Origin of the sequence: Ktedonobacter racemifer DSM 44963 (assembly GCF_000178855.1) — a bacterium.
GTDB lineage: Bacteria > Chloroflexota > Ktedonobacteria > Ktedonobacterales > Ktedonobacteraceae > Ktedonobacter > Ktedonobacter racemifer.
Map to the genome: position 1 here is coordinate 1,921,763 of NZ_ADVG01000004.1, position 16,854 is coordinate 1,938,616.

Sequence of the window (16,854 nt, forward strand, 5' to 3'; positions counted from 1 at the left end):
GACGCGCTAAAGCTGGTCCCTACCGTCTGGATGAACCACGTAAGCATGGAAGAGTTTCTGGGCTGATGAGGCCCAGAAACTCTCCAGAACAAGTGTTACGAGAGACTATTGTGCAGGTGACAGGTGGAGTATGACAATGGCCGCATCAGGGTACTGCCAGGGTGGCGGAACCGCGTACGGATTGTCAGCGGTGGGCCAGCCTGTGAAGTTCTTGGTGCTGTACTCGTTCCAGTCCGCACCGTAGACCAGTGTGATGACCGGAACTTGCTCGACCATGATCTTCTCCAGACCCTGAATGGCCTGTTTCTGCACGTTGGGATCGGTCGTCGTCGAATACTGAGTTAACAGATTATCGGTCGTCGGATCCTCCCAGCGCTCGTAGTTGGAGACCGCTGTCCCACCAATAGGAGCGGACTTGGCCTTGCTGAGCACGTTGTTATAGGTATAGAACGGCGAGGGACCACTGCCGACGCTACCAATGCTCATATCAAAGCTGCCGGTATTGAGGGCATTCACATAGGAGTTATATGCAATGGCGTTTACGGTGGTCTGGATACCGATAGCCTTCAGGTCGCTATTGACCATCTGACACATGGTGACCCAGTCGCTCCAGCCAGTGACCACGTTCAGGTTGAAGGAGAGCTTCTTGCCGTCTTTGTCGACATAGATGCCATCGGAACCCTTCTTCAAGCCAGCGCTCTCCAGCAGTTGTGTCGCCTGAGAGACGTTGGGGGCCTGGTAGGTCAGGTTCTGATACTCGGGATTGAGGTAATCCTTCTGCGCGGGGAGGATCAGGCCGGTCGGGTTGGCGACGGGCTCGAAGTTGCTCTCCGCAACATGGAACATCTTGTCGCGATCCAGCGCCATACTGATGGCCTTACGGACATTGACATTGTTGAATGGAGCCTTCGTCAGGTTCATGTAGAGCGAGACGTTGTTGCCCGAGGGGAACCAGTATTTGTTGTGCTGGGGATCGCGGTCGAGATAGCCTTTTTGCAGGTTAGGTGTGAACAGGCTGACCCAGTCGAGGTTACCTTTGTCCATATCCAGTTCCAGGGACTGGTTGGAGTTGTACGACGGATAGCGCAGTTCATTGACTTTCAACTGGTCCGCCTGCCAGTAGCTGGGATTCTTGGTGTAGTCCAGCAACTGAGGGCTGAAGGACTTCAGCGTGAAGGGGCCAGTACCCACAGGAGTTGGATTGGTGTACTTCTGTGGATCGCCCACATTGGCCCAGAGGTGCTTGGGAACGATCCAGGTGGTGCCACCGACGCTATAGAGAATAGGTGTGTACACCTTCTTCATGGCGATAACGACGGTGTTGTCATCGGTTGCGGTCACGCTGTCAAAATAGTTCCAGAGGCCGTTGGTGTCCGTCGCGGGATATTGCTTAAACATGTTGAGGGTAAAAGCAACATCAGCGGCGGAGAAGGGCTGTCCATCGGACCACTTGACATTCTTGCGCGTGGTGAAGGTCAGCGTCTTGTTATCGCTGGAGAACTTATAGTCGGTCGCCAGCCAGGGCGTGACCTTACCGCTAAAGCCGTTGACGTAGAGAAGGGTCTCATAGACCATACCTACTGTGCCTGGATTAGCGTTTGGAGTATAAGGCCCGAAGTTTTTGGTGAAGTCGCCGGTTGGTCCGGTTGAGATGGTCAGATAATTATTGTGCGCGTTCTGCCCATTGCCGTTGCTGCTGCTACCACCGCAGGCGGCCAGGACCATGCCCAGGACAAGTAGGAGCGTGGTGAGCAATGCTCCAGTGTTCTTCTTCGCTTTGAAGAACCTTGTCAGAGATCGCAGTGTCATTGAAACCTCCTTAAAAAAACAAAGAAACAAGTTTAGTCCATTCGTCATTGAAAAGCTGCTAAACTGATAAAGTTCGATATAAACTCCTTTCTATAGTCATGAATTTGCGCTGTGGGCGCTATAGGTGACTCGCCCGGGTCAGGCATACAATGAGTGAGGTCGCATGCCTGGCCTCGGCGACACACTAATCTTATAAGATAAGTTCGTGAACAATGCTATTCCTGGGAAGCACTTTATGTTACCTGTTCTATGGATGAAACCGCCTGGCTCTGCCTCGCGCCGCAGGAGGCGCGTACCAGGAGACTGGTTGCCAGGTGAATTTGCTGAACCTGCTCGTCCTCTGGCTGGAGTAATGTCGCGTGTTTACCGGCACCCGGTGGAATATATGCGCGTTGCCGATGGGCGTGTTCAATCATGGAGATCAGCAGCTTTGCGCCCTGTCGCCCCATCTCTTGAAAGGGTTGCTTAACGGTCGTCAAGGGTGGTCGTACATGCGCGGAAGAGGAGATGCCATCAAAGCCGACCAGAGCCAGATCATCGGGAATGCGTATACCATGCTCCTCGGCGTATGCTATAACGCCATAAGCCATATCGTCGCTGGCCGCAAAAATAGCCGTGGGGCGTTGCCCCTGTGGAAGCGAGAAAAGCTTCTGTGCGGCCTCCATTCCTGATTTACGCCTAAACAGGCCCTCGACAACGAGTGTGGGATCGACGGGTATACCATAATCCTCAAGCGCCCGGCAGTAGCCCTGGTAGCGCTGGCGGGAACAGTAAAGATCTACGGGGCCCTGGATGTGAGCGATCCGGCGGTGGCCGAGCTTCAACAGGTGGTATACTGCCTCATAGGCGCCTTGTTGGTTATCTGCACTGATCCAGGGGACATCCGAAGGAAGCTCTCGGTCATCGATCATAACCACAGGGAAGCCATACTGGTGCAGGCGTATGACATGTTTAGCGGGGAGTCCCGGCAGAATCGAGAGCAGGCCCGCGACAAGGTCGGAGGCCAGGATGTGATCGATGACATCGCCCTTGCCGTCGGCGCGGGTCTTATCATTGATGCTATAGAGCACGAGTTCATAGGGGGTAAGGCCGATAGCTTCAGCGACGCCACAAACGATATCGGGGACCATAGGCCAGGTGAAAGAGGGAACCAGAACGCCAATCAGGTGGCTATGCCTGCGGGCGAGGCCCGCGGCAGTCAGGCTTGGGACAAAGCCTTCTTCTTCGACAATGCGAAGGATGCGCTCACGCGTGCTTGGATCAACATCAGGCTTCTGGTTGAGAACACGTGAAACAGTTGCTTTTGAGACACCTGCCAGGAGAGCAATATCGCCAATGGTACGCTTCCTTGCCATAATCTTATCCTTATTGGTTAGCTACGTCGCATACACCAGGGTCGCGCACGCATCGTCTCTTACGTAGAGAAGTTTGCGTGTGTAAAGGAAAGAGAAACAGGGCTGTCGCGAAATAAATATCGTTCCGTAATCGGTTACGGTAACGCTTACAAAGAAGTATACTGATGAGCAAGTTAAAAGTCAAGGGTTTTTCTGCTGATTATGTTGGGATTCCCCAACATAATCAGCAGAAAGAAAAACTACTACAAACGGGTCCAGTCGAAGATGACGCCTATGGCGCTGGCGCGGCGCTCCTGGAGCAAGGTGTATGCCTTGGGTGCCTCGTGGGGCGAGTAGCGGTGCGTGATCAGGTTGTTGACGTGCATATCGCCACGCTGTAAATAGCGGAAGAAGAGTTCGGCCTGGCGCAGGTTGTTCCAGTGGGCGGAGTCGCTAGATGGGAACTCGGCGTGCATGTCGTGCGCACCCACAATGGTCAGCCCCTTTGTGATGACATCTTTGGTCAGATGCTGTGCCGTGGGGGTGCCAGTATCGCCGAGCAGCACCAGGCGGCCAAAGGAGCGCAGCAGGGGCAGAGCCTGCGCGAAGACTGGCGCGGCACCCGTTACGTCATATACCACATTGACGCCCTGGTTCTCGGTCAGGCGCAAGATCTCCTCACGGGCCTGTTCCACCCCCATCTGGAGCACTGTGGTCGCGCCATGGGCCTGGGCTATGACCAGGCGTTGCTCCGCTACGTCGATGGCGATAATCTGGCGCGCACCAAGCAGGCGCGTATATTGCGTGACGAGCTGACCCAGCAGGCCCAGGCCCACTACCGCCACATCATCGCCCAGGCGGTGCTCGGCGCGCCTGATCCCGACCTGCACGATGGTCGCCAGGTGGAACCAGGTCGCGTCCTCGTCGCTCACGCCCTCGGGAATGCGGTAAATATCCTCGTCGGCGGATACGACTGAGTATTGCTTGTGGTTATGGCGCAGGGCCACGCGATCCCCTTCGCGTACATGCTGGACATTCTTGCCAACGGCGATGACGCGCCCAACCATGCTATAGCCAGGATGAAAGGGATATTTGACCCAGTTATCCCAGTGCGAGCCAGGCTCAAAGTTGCGGCTCAAGCAGATGCCCTCGGTCCCTGTACTGATGAGGGACTGCGTGGCCTGGAGCAGAAAATCATCGGGTCCCAGTTCGCGTACAGCCTCTTCGTGTACCTCGACCTGGTTCTTGCTCGTAAAAATAACGTTGAGCGATTTCAATAAAGTACTCCTTCCGGGCTTCCATTCAAATTATTGTACGCTTCATACGCGCGAGACGCTCCCTTGTGGTAGGGACCCGCTTTAGCGCGTCCAAATGCCATTAATGGCAGTACAGCATAAGCCTGTTTTTGTTTGAAAAACGCAACTCTCTCAAGAGGAGACGTTTTGAGCTGCGCCTACAGACGATTAATCGCCTTTGGACGCGCTAAAGCGGGTCCCTACCAGCTTTTGGGGCTGTTTCAGTATAGTAACGCTAAGAAGTGTACGTCAATGAGGGCGGCTCTCTGTTTGAGCACTCAACAATCACCATGCCCAAGCCCTCCTCCTACATTGCCTGGGGCATAGCGAAGATGTCTTTTAGGCGTTTTGTTTGGCATAGGTGTAGGCGCCAGAGCGCTCTACAAGCTGAATGGTCTCGGTTGGGGTCGCCTTGTGTAGGGCCGCGCAGCGCTTGTAGAAGTAGCCCCTGGATTACGGACGGAGCCGCGTTGCTGGGCAAAGAGGGTCTCCAGAAGTGCCCCAGCCAGGCTTGGGGATTATTGTGCTGGTGAGCAAGCTGGATGTAATAGCCCTGTTGCTAAGAGGTCTCCCCAAAGATCTGGCTCAGGTAGCTTGCTACCTCCCTAACGTTAACGTTTTTAATAAAATTTAATAATATAACGTTAACGTTAGGGAGATGAGTCGCCACCTCTGAGGGAGACGAGTCGCCCATGGTGTGAGCTGAAGTAGCCCTGGAGTCGCCCATTTTTGGGGAGACGAGTCGCCTTTTTTCTGGCGACGAGGCTCGCCGCCCATGCAGGAGGGGCCTGGTAGGTGCGCCCTTCAGAAGCACTTCCTTTCGCACCTGCATGGGCGGGGGATCTTGCTATTACCAGCCTCTTTTACAGGGTGGACGGGTGTGCTATAATGCAGATGACCGAACTCACTGAAAAGTGTTGAGGGAGACGAGTACGCGCAGGTTGCCCGGTACAGAAAGAGCACGGCTGATGAGAGTGCTACTGGAGACGCGCCGAATATCACTCCTGAGCTGAACGCTGAACGTCGCCTGACAAAGTAAGCGGACCGGCCTTGCCCCCCGTTAGCAGGGCAGAGATGTGTTGGCATCTCATCGAGTGGACGTGCCTTGCCCTCATAGGGCTGTGTAGGGACGTCAATAGGGGTGGTACCGCGAACCTTTCAAGCTTCGTCCCCAGTTGGGGCGGGCTTTTTTTTATGCACTTTTTTCCGATTGTTTCATTAGAAAGTTACCTGAATATCCGAATAGCGCATGGTTGGTTGTAGACAGTATCTGGAGCGTTGAAGAGCATGTTTAAAGAGATTGAGACGAGGCAATCATTTCCTGCCCTCGAACAACAGGTGGAGCAGTGGTGGCAGGAGCATGGCGTGGTGGAGAAGGTGCTCGCCCATGGAGACCGGAAGCAGCCGTTTGTCTTCTTTGAGGGGCCGCCGACCGCCAATGGCCGCCCGGGCGTGCATCATATCGAGTCGCGCACAAGCAAGGATGTCGTGATCCGTTACCGGCGTATGCGGGGCCAGTATATCCTGGGCGCACGCGGTGGTTGGGATACGCATGGCCTTCCTGTCGAGCTTGAGGTGGAGAAGCAGCTCGGTTTCTCAGGTAAGCCCGATATCGAGAAGTATGGCATCGCCGAGTTTAACAAGGCCTGTAAAGAGAGCGTCTGGAACTATGTCCAGGAGTGGGAGCGGCTGACGAACCGCATCGCCTACTGGATCGACCTCAAAGATCCCTATATCACCTATACTAATGAATATATCGAGTCTCTGTGGTGGATTCTCAGGACCTTCTGGGATCGGGGCCTGCTCTTCCGCGACTATAAAGTCACGATGCACTGCCCGCGCTGTGGCACCTCGCTCTCAGACCACGAGGTCTCGCAGGGCTTTGAGGATAATGTCGATGACCCTTCCGTCTGGGTGCGCTTCCGTGTGCGCCAGACCGGGCATGAATTAGCTTCGGAGCTAGCGGGCGCCGCCCTGCTGGTCTGGACGACCACGCCCTGGACCCTGCCCGCCAATGTGGCGGTCGCGGTCAAGCCCGATGCCGATTATGTGCTGGTTGAGTATAAGGATGAGCGCCTGCTGCTGGTGCAGGCCCTGGCCGACAAGGTTCTGGGCGAGGGAGCATACACAGTCCTGGCGACCTTCAAGGGCAACCAGTTGCGCGACCTGCGCTATGAGAACCTCTTCAAGGGCGTTCCAGGGGTAGGCGAGCAGGTGAATTGGGAGAACACTTACCGTGTCATCGCCGACGACTATGTCTCGCTGGAGGATGGCTCGGGCCTGGTGCATATCGCGCCCGCCTATGGTGACCTGGAGATCGGGCGGACCCATGGCCTGCCAACGCTCTTCTCGGTCGACCTGGCAGGTAATACGCTCTCGGCCTATGATGAACTGGGCTTCGGCGGCCTCTTCTTTAAAAAGGCCGATCCCGTCATCACACGCAACCTGAAGGAGCGCGGCCTGCTCTTCAAGGGCGAGCGCGTGCGCCACAGCTATCCCTTCTGCTGGCGCTGTCATACACCCCTGCTCTACTACGCCAAGCCCTCCTGGTATGTGCGTACAACGAAGTTCCGCGACGAGATGCTGAGCAACAACGAGCAGATCAACTGGGTTCCCGAACACATCAAGACGGGGCGCTTCGGCAACTGGCTGGAGAACAATGTTGACTGGGCCTTGAGCCGTGAGCGCTACTGGGGCACGCCCCTGCCGATCTGGATCTGCGATAAGTGCGAGAAGACCGACGTGGTGGGTTCGGTCGCCGACCTCTCGCAGAAGGCCGGGCGTGACCTCAAGGAGCTGGACCTGCACCGCCCGTATGTGGATGAGATCACCTGGGGCTGCGAGTGTGGTGGCAGCTATCATCGTGTTCCCGATGTCGCCGACTGCTGGTTTGACTCAGGTTCGATGCCGGTCGCGCAGTGGCACTATCCCTTCGAGAACGAGGAGATCTTCGCGCAGGCGGGCCAGGCCGACTACATCTCAGAGGCTATCGATCAGACGCGTGGCTGGTTCTATACCCTGCACGCCATCTCGACCCTGCTCTTTGATCGCCCGGCGTATAAGAACGTGATCTGCCTGGGCCATATCCTGGACGCCAAGGGCGAGAAGATGTCGAAGTCGCGCGGCAATGCCGTCAATCCCTGGGAGCTGCTGGAGTCCTACGGCGCCGACTCGACGCGCTGGTTTATGTGTGCCTCCGCGCCTCCCTACAACTCGCGCAACTTCTCGTTCGAGCTGGTGAACGAGATGCAGCGCCAGTTCCTGCTGACGCTCTGGAACACCTATGCCTTCTTCGTGACCTACGCCAATATCGATGGCTGGCAGGCCCCGGCGGAGGGCGATCCTTTCGCGGGCGTCGAGCTCCAGTTGATCGACCGCTGGATCTTGGCGCGCCTGAACGCCTTGATCAGCGATGCCACTGGCATGCTCGACAACTATGATATTCATGGTCCTACGCGCCAGATGGTCAGCTTTATCGAGGATCTCTCGAACTGGTATGTCAGGCGCAACCGTCGCCGCTTCTGGAAGGCCGAGAGCGACCAGGATAAGCACGCCGCTTACCTCACGCTCTACACCTGTCTGACGACCCTGGCTAAGCTTATGGCGCCCTTTACGCCTTATGTTAGCGAGTCGCTCTACCAGAACCTGGTTGCCAGCCAGAATTCCAGCGCGCCGCAGAGCGTGCACATGGCCGAGTGGCCGGTGGCCGATCCTGCGCGCCTGGATAGCCAGCTTGTTACTGATATGGGCCTGCTGCTGGAGACGGTCAACCTGGGGCGCTCGGCGCGCCAGAATGCCTCGCTGCGTATCCGCCAGCCCTTGAGCGAGCTGCTCATTCGCCTGACGCGTAGCAACGCCACGGTGGAGGGGCTGCGTCGCTTCGAGAGCGAGCTGCGCGACGAGTTGAACATCAAGAGCGTGCGCTTCCTGGGCGTCGAGGACGGCCTGGTGGAGTACTACTTCAAGCCGAACCTGCCGGTGCTCGGTAAGAAGCATGGTCGCCTGATTCCGCAGATCCGGAGCGCCCTGAGCGCCCTGACGGGCGAGGCTGCCACCCAGGCCGCCCACAAGCTGGAGAAGGGTGAGAGCGTCGCCCTTGAGGTCAATGGGCAGACGTTGCACCTGGTCTCTGAGGATGTCCTGGTCTTCGCCACCTCGCCCGAGGGGTATGCCGTGGCGGAGAGCGACGGTCTCGTCGTCGCCCTCAACACAACGGTATCGCCTGAACTGGCGCAGGAGGGCATTGCCCGTGACCTGGTGCGCCTGATCCAGGACGCGCGTAAGTCGGCTGGCTTTAGCATCACGGATCGCATCCAGGTGCGCTTGCAACCGGAGGGCAAGCTGGACTTGCAAGCCGTCCTGAACTCCCACAGCAGCGTCATCAGCAGCGAGACGCTGGCCAACTCGCTGGAGCTTGGCGCGAGCAACGGTGGCTATCATACCACCAGTGCCGAACTTGAAGGCGGCAACGTCACCATCGCTGTTCAGCGCGTGTAATATCATAACAAGCAAAAAGTCGAGCCGTGGCATGCGCCACGGCTCGACTTTTTGCTTGTTTGTCCACAAAAGAATCTATAGAGCGAAAATTTTCAAAGATTTTACAATTGCTTGAGGTTTTTTCTGAGGCTCTGTGTTAGATTTTCATCTTGAGAGGTATATCCTTGAAGTGTGTTTTAACAGGCCTATCATATATATTTTTGAAGAGTTTTATTAGTTCTAATTGTATCATGCAGTGTGGTTGCGGAGCCGTAACTATACTGAACAGCCCCTTGTCAGTATCGAAAAGGAGACATATTTCAATGTCTGGGCAAAATTTGCATAAGACTATTATTGGAGGGTTGGCGGGAGTCTTGCTCTGCGCTCTCCTTCTGAGTGGGTGTGGTTCATCCCCCTCTCAAGGTACCGCTGCAAGTTCTACTCCTACGGCGACTAATTGTACCTCTTCTGCCCGTTTCAGGCCCGTGAGCGGGACGCTCAAGAGCGTTGACGGGAATACACTTTCTGTGATGAACCGACAGGGGAAAAGCGTCACTGCGCACCTCGAAAAGACGACACGCTTTACGCAAGAGAAAGCTGTAGCGGCCAGTGATGTGAAGGAAGGCGTGTTTGTCTCCGCTGTGGTGAAGCAAAATAGCGATAACAGCACGTACACGGCGACCCAGATCGTGCTTACCGATGGCAATAGTGGTGCGTTCAGGAACAATCGGCAGCAGCGCGGCAACAACCCGAACGCGAACTGCGCGCCTGCTCGCCAGCGTACTCCCACTGGCAATGGCAATGGCAATGGTGGCGTGCGCACCAACGCCAATGGCACGCATACGTTGAGCGGGACCGTGGGACAACTAAACAATAATATATTGACGGTAACGGATACAAAGGGCGATGACTATACCATCAACCTGGCAAGCACCACAAACATTATGCAGATAAGTAGCGCGACCGTCTCTGACTTGAAAGCAGGCGAGACTGTAACCGTGACCGGAAGCACCGAGAAGGACGGCAGCGTTGACGCGCAAAACATCGCCATCCTGCCAGCCGGAAGCAATAGTCAATCCCCAGCAGGAAATTAATGGTGCACATTATTTTATGAAAGATGAGAGATATGGCTGAACAGATAGAAGATATTCCTTTGTTAGATGAAGAAGAGCCAGACCTGGATGGCCCGGAGGGCGAGGAGAAGGCGAGACGGCGTTTTCCGCGCTGGATGATCATTGTATCGGTCATCCTGATAGTCGTTTTGCTGGTGGGCGGCGTTCTCTACTGGCGCACAACGAAGCCTAAGCCCATTCAGTATACCCAGGTGACGGCGACGACCGGGAATATTAGCGTAAAGGTCTCCGCGACTGGTCCTGTGGCCGCGAACGCGCAGTATCCCTTGAACTTTGGCACCGCTGGCCAGATCAGCGAGATCGATGTCCAGATTGGGCAACATGTGACCAAGGGGCAGAAATTGGCCAAGGTAGTTGTTGATACCACAACCCTTCAGGATAACATCGCGCAAGCGCAGCTGGATGTCAACTCGGCGCGTGATTCGCTGAACTCGGCCATCAACTCGGCTGGTACTGCCTGGAACAATGTGAGCAAGCAGCAAGGTGTCAACACTGCGAACTTGAATCTGGCATATGACCAGGAGCAGAGTGATTTGAGCAAGTGTAATGATGCTAATGCTCAAGTAACTTGTCAGCAAGCAAAGGATAAGTACGCGCAGGCACAGAAGCAGGCGGATAGTAGCAATACATCGACGTATAACCAGGCAGTCTCGGCGCAGAATCAAGTCACCTCGGCGCAGGATAACCTGAATAAAGCCCTGCTGTCGTTGACTATAGCCCAGCACGCCCTGGCGAATGCCAACACCAACGCTGTGCTCCAGTCCCCGGTTGACGCGACCGTAGCGACCATTAATGGAACGATTGGGCAGAACGTCTCCTCCTCTGGTAGCGTTAGCAGCAGTAGCGGTGGTGGTAGCAGTAGTAGTAGCAGCAGCAGCAGCAGTAGCAGCAGTAGCAGCCAGGGATTTATCATCCTGACGGATACGGGCAAGCTGATGGTCTCGGCACAGATCAACGAGGCCGATATTGGTAGCATCCAGGTTGGGCAGCCTGCGCAGTTTACGCTCGCGGCTTACCCCTCGCAGACCTTCCGCGCCTCGGTAGCTTCGATCAACACCATTGGCCAGGTGACCTCGAACGTTGTGAACTATACAGTCATGCTGGCGGTGGATAATCAGAGCATTGGCTCAGCCCGCGTCTATCCAGGCATGACGGCGACGGTCAATATCACCACCGCCCAGCGTATCGATGCCCTGCTCATTCCGGCCACCGCCTTGAGCTTCCCCAGTATTGCCTTACAGAGCGGAGAGATTGATCGCGCCCAGTATCTCTCGCTGCTGAGAAACAACCTGAACGGTTCATCCACCGGCGGCACTGGCGGCGCGCAGAGCGATACAAGGGTTATCCTGCAACTGAAAGATGGCAAGCTGACCCCCACCGTGATCAAGATTGGCCTGAATAACGGGCAGTATGTCGAGGTCCTCTCGGGCTTGAACGCGAACGACCAGGTAGTGACCGGCCAGACTGGTGGGAGCAGCACTACTTCAGGTAGTGGTACGGGCGGCAACGGTGGCCTCTTCCGCCTGGGCGGTGGTGGTGGCAACGGTGGCGCTGGCGGTCGTGGTGGCAATGGCGGTAACGGAGGTGCTGGCGGTAACGGAGGCACTGGTGGACGCGGAGGAAACTAAGCATGCTAGATCAAGAACAGACTGTGGAAGTCTCGACCGCTGAAGAGAACGCGCCAATCATTCGCCTGGAGCGCCTCAAGAAGTCCTATAAAATGGGGCGGACGGAGGTGCAGGCCCTGCGCGGCGTCGATCTCTCGATCAAGAAGGGCGAGATGGTCGCGATCATGGGGCCCTCCGGCTCGGGCAAGTCGACGTTGATGAATATCCTTGGCTGCCTGGATCGGCCTTCTGGCGGGAAATACTACCTGGATGGAATCTCCGTGAGCCAGATGAACAAAGGGGAGCTTGCGGACGTGCGCAACCAGAAGATTGGCTTTGTCTTTCAGAGCTTTAACCTGCTGTCCTGGATGAGTGCCTTCTCCAATGTCGAGCTGCCACTGGTGTATGCTGGTGTCTCTACTGAGCGGCGCAAGAAACGGGCCTTGTGGGCCTTAAAGCTGGTTGGCCTGGGGAGCCGGGCCAACCATCGACCAATGGAGCTCTCGGGTGGTCAGCAGCAGCGCGTCGCCATCGCGCGGGCGCTCGCTACCTCGCCAGCCATGATTCTGGCTGACGAGCCGACTGGCAATCTGGATACAAAAACAAGCACCCAGATCATGATGGTGCTCCAGAAGCTCAATGCACGTGGCATGACCATCATCCTGGTCACGCATGAGCCAGATATCGCGAATTACTGCCACCGTAAAGTGGTGCTACGAGATGGAAAAATTCGCGAAGATAGCGTCAACGCCTTCCCCCTCTCCGCGCAGGAGCAGCTCGCTTCATGGTCGGCACCCGACGAAACGGAGGAGTTACCATGAACACGCCAGAAGAGCAGCAAGAGATCATGCTTGAGGATCAGGACACGATAAAAATACCAGCCTTCGACCCGCCTGAAGAGTTTGCCTTTGTGGATCAAGAGACGGCGAAGATCACGCCACCCCTCGCAACCTCCCCTCTGGAGCGCAAGGGACCTGGCGAGGGGCGACTGAGGCGCCGGCGAGGAACCCTGGCCCTGTACCAGAGCTTCTCAAGTGCCGTGGTGGCCTTACGTGCTAATAAGATGCGCTCGCTCTTGACCTCGCTGGGTATCATCATTGGCGTGGGGGCGGTCATTGTCATGGTCTCGGTGAGCCAGAGCAACGCCGCGGTCATCAACCAGCGCCTCTCGACGCTTAATCCGAACGAGCTCGTTATTCGCTCGGGAAGTGCCAATTCGAGCGGCGTTCGCCAGGGCCAGGGTTCGCTGCAGACGCTCACGCAGGCAGACGCCGACGCGCTCTCTTCACGTGTACCCAACGTCTCGGCGGTCAGCCCTATTGCGAACGCCAGCGGCCAGGTGATTTTCCAGGGCCAGAACTGGGCATCGACCATCCAGGGCGTCTATCCCTCGTTCCAGACAATCAATAGCTGGCAGATGCAGGAGGGCAACTTCATTTCAGACACGGACGAGCAGAGTGGTGGTGCCGTCGCCGTCATCGGCCAGACCGTCGCGGACAATTTGTTCACACCCCAGGGAGTTGACCCGCTGGGACAGCAAATTCGTATCCGCAACGTCCCCTTTACCGTTGTGGGCGTGCTGGCCTCAAAAGGCGCCAGCGCGGGCCAGCAGGATGCCGACGATGTCGTCTACGTACCCTTCAGTACCGCGCAGAGACGCCTCACCGGGTCCCAGTTTGCCAGCTCAATTGACGTGCTGGTCAGCGACCAATCCCACATGACCGACGCCCAGAGCGCCGTTCAGCAGGTATTGGAGCAACAGCACCATATTGGTGATCCAGCCTCCGACGACTTTGTGATCCAGAACCAGGCGCAGGTCCTGGACACAGTCCAGACGACGACGCAGGCCCTGACCTTCCTGCTGGTGAGCGTAGCGGCCATCTCCTTGCTGGTGGGTGGCATTGGTATCATGAACATCATGCTCGTCTCAGTCACCGAGCGCACGCGTGAGATTGGTATCCGCATGGCCATCGGGGCGCGCCCTCGTGATGTCATGACCCAGTTTCTGATCGAGGCCCTGATGCTCAGCGCGCTCGGCGGCCTGGTAGGAATTCTTATAGGCATAGGAGGTGGGTTTCTCATTGCCCTCTTCACGAATGTGCCTTTTGTCCTGAGTCCGCTGGCAGTTCTGCTGGCCTTCGGCTTCTCCGCTGGTGTCGGCGTCGTCTTCGGCTTCTACCCGGCCCAACGCGCCGCCCAGCTCGACCCCATCGTCGCCTTGCGTACTGAGTGAAGATACTTTACAGGTGAGGCGTTACCGGCATATGCCGGTAACGCCTCATTTTTCGTTTTTTACTCTTCAGCAGCAGGTCTTACAGGGCGCTTGAAGTAGTGGAACGGGGTCCAGTTTCCACACGGTTCCCAATGATCGGCCATCATCTCGTCGATAATCGCGTTACGGTTGAGGCCAATGCGACGGGCTCCCACTGCTGGATGTTCCCGGGATTCCAGGGGCGCTGACAATACAGAGCAAATGCGGCGACATCCGTGAGTTCCCAACCCGCCTTGCCTGCTTCTTGCAAAATGGCCATCTCGTCGAAGGCTGAGGCGCTAAACGTGCGGCGCTGCATTTCTCCCCCTGCGACTCGTTCGCGGGCAGTCACGCGCTCTTCAGCGTACACATCTGGAGGCCCAAAAGCTTCCAGAGGCGTTTCCCCGCTTTCCGCCAGGTGACTTTCTACCTCAGCGAGAATCTCACTTATCTGGTGATTGTCCAACCCATAGCGTTGGAGACAGGCGGAAAGCCGCTCAAGATATGTATCAGTCATTCTTGTTTCTCTCCTCTTGGATAGATTAATGTTGCGACATGCTCAGTGAAGGATGTCCAATCTCCCGCTTGTTCTTTAAAGGTGTGATTCCCTTGTTGTGTCAGGGTGTAGTACTTGCGCCCTGGCCCTTGTTCTCCAGCTGTCCATCGGCTTGTGACCAGGCCAGCTTCCTCGAGCCGTGCCAGGAGGGGATACAACGTGCCTCCTTTAATGTGTCCCAGCCCTGCTTGCTCCAGGCGCTGCGTGATGGCGTACCCATAGTATTCGCCATCGGCAAGCACTCCCAGAACGCAGAGATCCAGGACCCCGCGAAGCCATTGTGTTCGTCTTTCTGCTTTCATGGCTATATAGTATCACAATCTAGATAGTAAAGCAATATAGATTGCGCTGCAATCTAGAGAAGGAACGACGTGTGCTAGAACAGGAATTTAGTCCCTGTTTTGGCTGCATGAGCTAATTATTGATAGAATCTTGAATGTTCCTTCGCGTATTTTTATGTAATTATATGTATGATTCTATCAAAATTAGAAGGGTAGGACGGCTTGATGATGAGGCATATTTCCAGACGAACGATGAGGCTCCTTCTCCTTATGGTAATGTTTGGCGGTTCGGCACTTTTGTACTCTGGCTGCGTCTTTCGTGGCGCCAATACAGTAATCACAAATGCAAATAATGGAGCCAACCAGTGGGCTGGTGAAAGCAAAGTTACCGCGCCAGACTTTGACTTCTCGGTGCCAGAAGCCCAGGCGTTGAGCGTCTCCCCACTCTTTGAGCGTTACACTCAGAACCATGGAGGGGCGATAAACCTGGGAGCCCCGCTGACCGCTGCGTTTCCTACAGACCAGGGGTGGCTGCAGTTCTTTGCATCGGGCGCGTTGCTCCTGCCAGTAAGTCAGCAGGGGCATACGCAAAGGAACGAGGCCTCGCTGGTTGCATTAAGCAAGAATGGCGTGAAGGACGCCAATACGGGAATCGTGCGCCTGCCGCTGCTCCAGGCCTTGCTTACGGCTGGCAGCCAGGTGCCCCTTGGTGGTGATAAGAGCCACTTTACTTATATTGATCTACGCAAGGCAACCAGTCCCGACCTCATGCTGGCGGCGCCAGCGGCGGGTCAAACCGCTACGGCCTCTGTGAGTGGGAAGGGCATCTTCGTCAAGGGAGGTACACGCGCCGGACAGGATGTGGGCCATTTCATTCCACAGCCGTTCTGGAGCTATGTCAATCGTTCTGATGCCTCGCCTGACGGTTGGAAAACGGATTTTGGTCCACCACTTACGGAGGCGCTTTCTCTGAGCATTACGAAGGATGGTGGCACTCATCACCTGTTGGTGCAGGCATTTGAGCGCGATGGGTTGGTACTCGATCAAGGCATCGTGGACGCCTCGGGTCAGCCTCAGGTCCAACGCCTCGCTACTGGCACGGACTATGTGCATACCATTGGCCTGCCTGCCGTCGCGATTAGCGCCAAGCAGACGATCTGGGCGCAAGGAGATACAGCCCTCCTCTCCGCTCCAAGTGCGGGCCAGGCGGTGGCGCACGTCGGGCAGAATTTCCCGCTGACCCTACTCGGCGATACGAAATGGGACACAGGCATGCTCTGGTACCATATACAATGGGCAGCGCCAAAAGGTGGTGGAGAGGGATGGGTGCCAGCGAACGCCATTACCTTCACCGCGCCTGGCAATGCACCGAGCCGGGCCTCAATGGACGCGCTTTCACCAGCTCTGGCAACGTATCTTGCCGGGATCGGCAACAATGCGGGTGCCGTGGTCTACGACGTGTCGCGCCAGCGTTATTATACCTATAATGACAATGCTCAATTCATCGTAGCCAGCTCAATGAAAGTGCCCATTATGTTGACGTTCTTCGATACACTTGAACAACAGGGGCGTGAGCCGAATGATGACGAGATGAATCGTCTGACGACCATGATTGAGAACTCCGATAACGACTCGGCCTCGGCCCTCTTCTTTGATAAGATCGGTGGTGCGGCAGGGATTGCAAGTTATATGCAAAAGATTGGCGTGAGTGGGCTCAATCCGAGTGACGATGCCTGGGGATACAGTACAATTACGCCGCAGACCATGGTGAATCTGCTGACGCTCCTCCAGGAAGGCAAAATCCTGACGGCCCACGACCGCGATATCGCGCTCAACCTGATGGAGCATATTGAATCCGATCAGCGGTTCGGGGTCGGAGATAGCGCGCCCGATGGAGCCACTGTGGCGATGAAAGACGGCTGGGTGCCTGGACCCGATGATCAGTGGGCCGTGAACTCTTCTGGCATCGTGACTCTGGGCCAGGAGACCTATATCATCTCCATTTATACAGAGGAAAGTGCCTCTTTAGAGGATGGGCAGGCCATTGTGCAGCACGTCTGCGACACTGTTGCCTCACTGCTTATCTAGATGTCGGCGTTGGCCGCCTCTATT

The 16,854-nt window shown here is 56.2% G+C and carries 11 protein-coding genes and 1 other annotated feature; of the genes, 6 read left to right on the forward strand and 5 right to left on the reverse strand.

Annotated features, from left to right (window positions below):
* Positions 1-105: 105 nt before the first annotated feature.
* The 3 genes from KRAC_RS50055 to KRAC_RS50065 all read right to left on the reverse strand — a co-directional run bounded on the left by KRAC_RS50055 (position 106) and on the right by KRAC_RS50065 (position 4,420).
* Entirely contained in the window at positions 106-1,809 is a 1,704-nt protein-coding gene (locus tag KRAC_RS50055; protein WP_007920457.1) for an ABC transporter substrate-binding protein, read from the reverse strand.
* A 233-nt stretch (positions 1,810-2,042) separates the two neighbouring features.
* Entirely contained in the window at positions 2,043-3,164 is a 1,122-nt protein-coding gene (locus tag KRAC_RS50060; protein ID WP_007920458.1) for a LacI family DNA-binding transcriptional regulator, read from the reverse strand.
* 242 nt (positions 3,165-3,406) lie between these two features.
* Positions 3,407-4,420 (reverse strand): zinc-dependent alcohol dehydrogenase, encoded by a 1,014-nt coding sequence (locus KRAC_RS50065; RefSeq protein WP_007920459.1) that lies wholly within the window; start codon positions 4,418-4,420, stop codon positions 3,407-3,409.
* A 926-nt stretch (positions 4,421-5,346) separates the two neighbouring features.
* Positions 5,347-5,614, forward strand: a binding site (T-box leader).
* Between the two features lie 111 nt (positions 5,615-5,725).
* Here KRAC_RS50065 and ileS point away from each other — a divergent pair.
* From ileS to KRAC_RS50090, 5 genes are all read left to right on the forward strand, one after another.
* Entirely contained in the window at positions 5,726-8,935 is a 3,210-nt protein-coding gene (ileS, locus tag KRAC_RS50070; RefSeq protein ID WP_007920462.1) for an isoleucine--tRNA ligase, read from the forward strand.
* A gap of 302 nt (positions 8,936-9,237) precedes the next feature.
* Entirely contained in the window at positions 9,238-10,008 is a 771-nt protein-coding gene (locus KRAC_RS64175) for a DUF5666 domain-containing protein (protein ID WP_007920463.1), read from the forward strand.
* A 32-nt stretch (positions 10,009-10,040) separates the two neighbouring features.
* On the forward strand, positions 10,041-11,675 hold the full coding sequence (locus KRAC_RS50080) for an efflux RND transporter periplasmic adaptor subunit (protein ID WP_040447462.1): 1,635 nt from the start codon (positions 10,041-10,043) through the stop codon (positions 11,673-11,675).
* 2 nt (positions 11,676-11,677) lie between these two features.
* Entirely contained in the window at positions 11,678-12,475 is a 798-nt protein-coding gene (locus tag KRAC_RS50085; RefSeq protein ID WP_007920465.1) for an ABC transporter ATP-binding protein, read from the forward strand.
* Entirely contained in the window at positions 12,472-13,887 is a 1,416-nt protein-coding gene (locus tag KRAC_RS50090) for an ABC transporter permease (RefSeq protein WP_007920466.1), read from the forward strand. Before KRAC_RS50085 ends, KRAC_RS50090 begins: the two co-directional genes overlap by 4 nt.
* A 142-nt stretch (positions 13,888-14,029) precedes the next feature.
* On the opposite strand, the gene KRAC_RS50095 is transcribed toward KRAC_RS50090, so the two are convergent.
* Both KRAC_RS50095 and KRAC_RS50100 read right to left on the reverse strand, forming a co-directional pair.
* Complete coding sequence (locus tag KRAC_RS50095) at positions 14,030-14,422, reverse strand: HAAS signaling domain-containing protein (RefSeq protein WP_007920467.1); 393 nt, start codon at positions 14,420-14,422, stop codon at positions 14,030-14,032.
* Entirely contained in the window at positions 14,419-14,763 is a 345-nt protein-coding gene (locus KRAC_RS50100; RefSeq protein ID WP_007920468.1) for a PadR family transcriptional regulator, read from the reverse strand. Before KRAC_RS50100 ends, KRAC_RS50095 begins: the two co-directional genes overlap by 4 nt.
* Before the next feature lie 249 nt (positions 14,764-15,012).
* On the opposite strand from KRAC_RS50100, the gene KRAC_RS64180 reads away from it, so the two are divergent.
* Positions 15,013-16,830, forward strand: a complete 1,818-nt coding sequence (locus KRAC_RS64180) for a serine hydrolase (RefSeq protein ID WP_157508046.1) — start codon at positions 15,013-15,015, stop codon at positions 16,828-16,830.
* Positions 16,831-16,854: the final 24 nt, after the last annotated feature.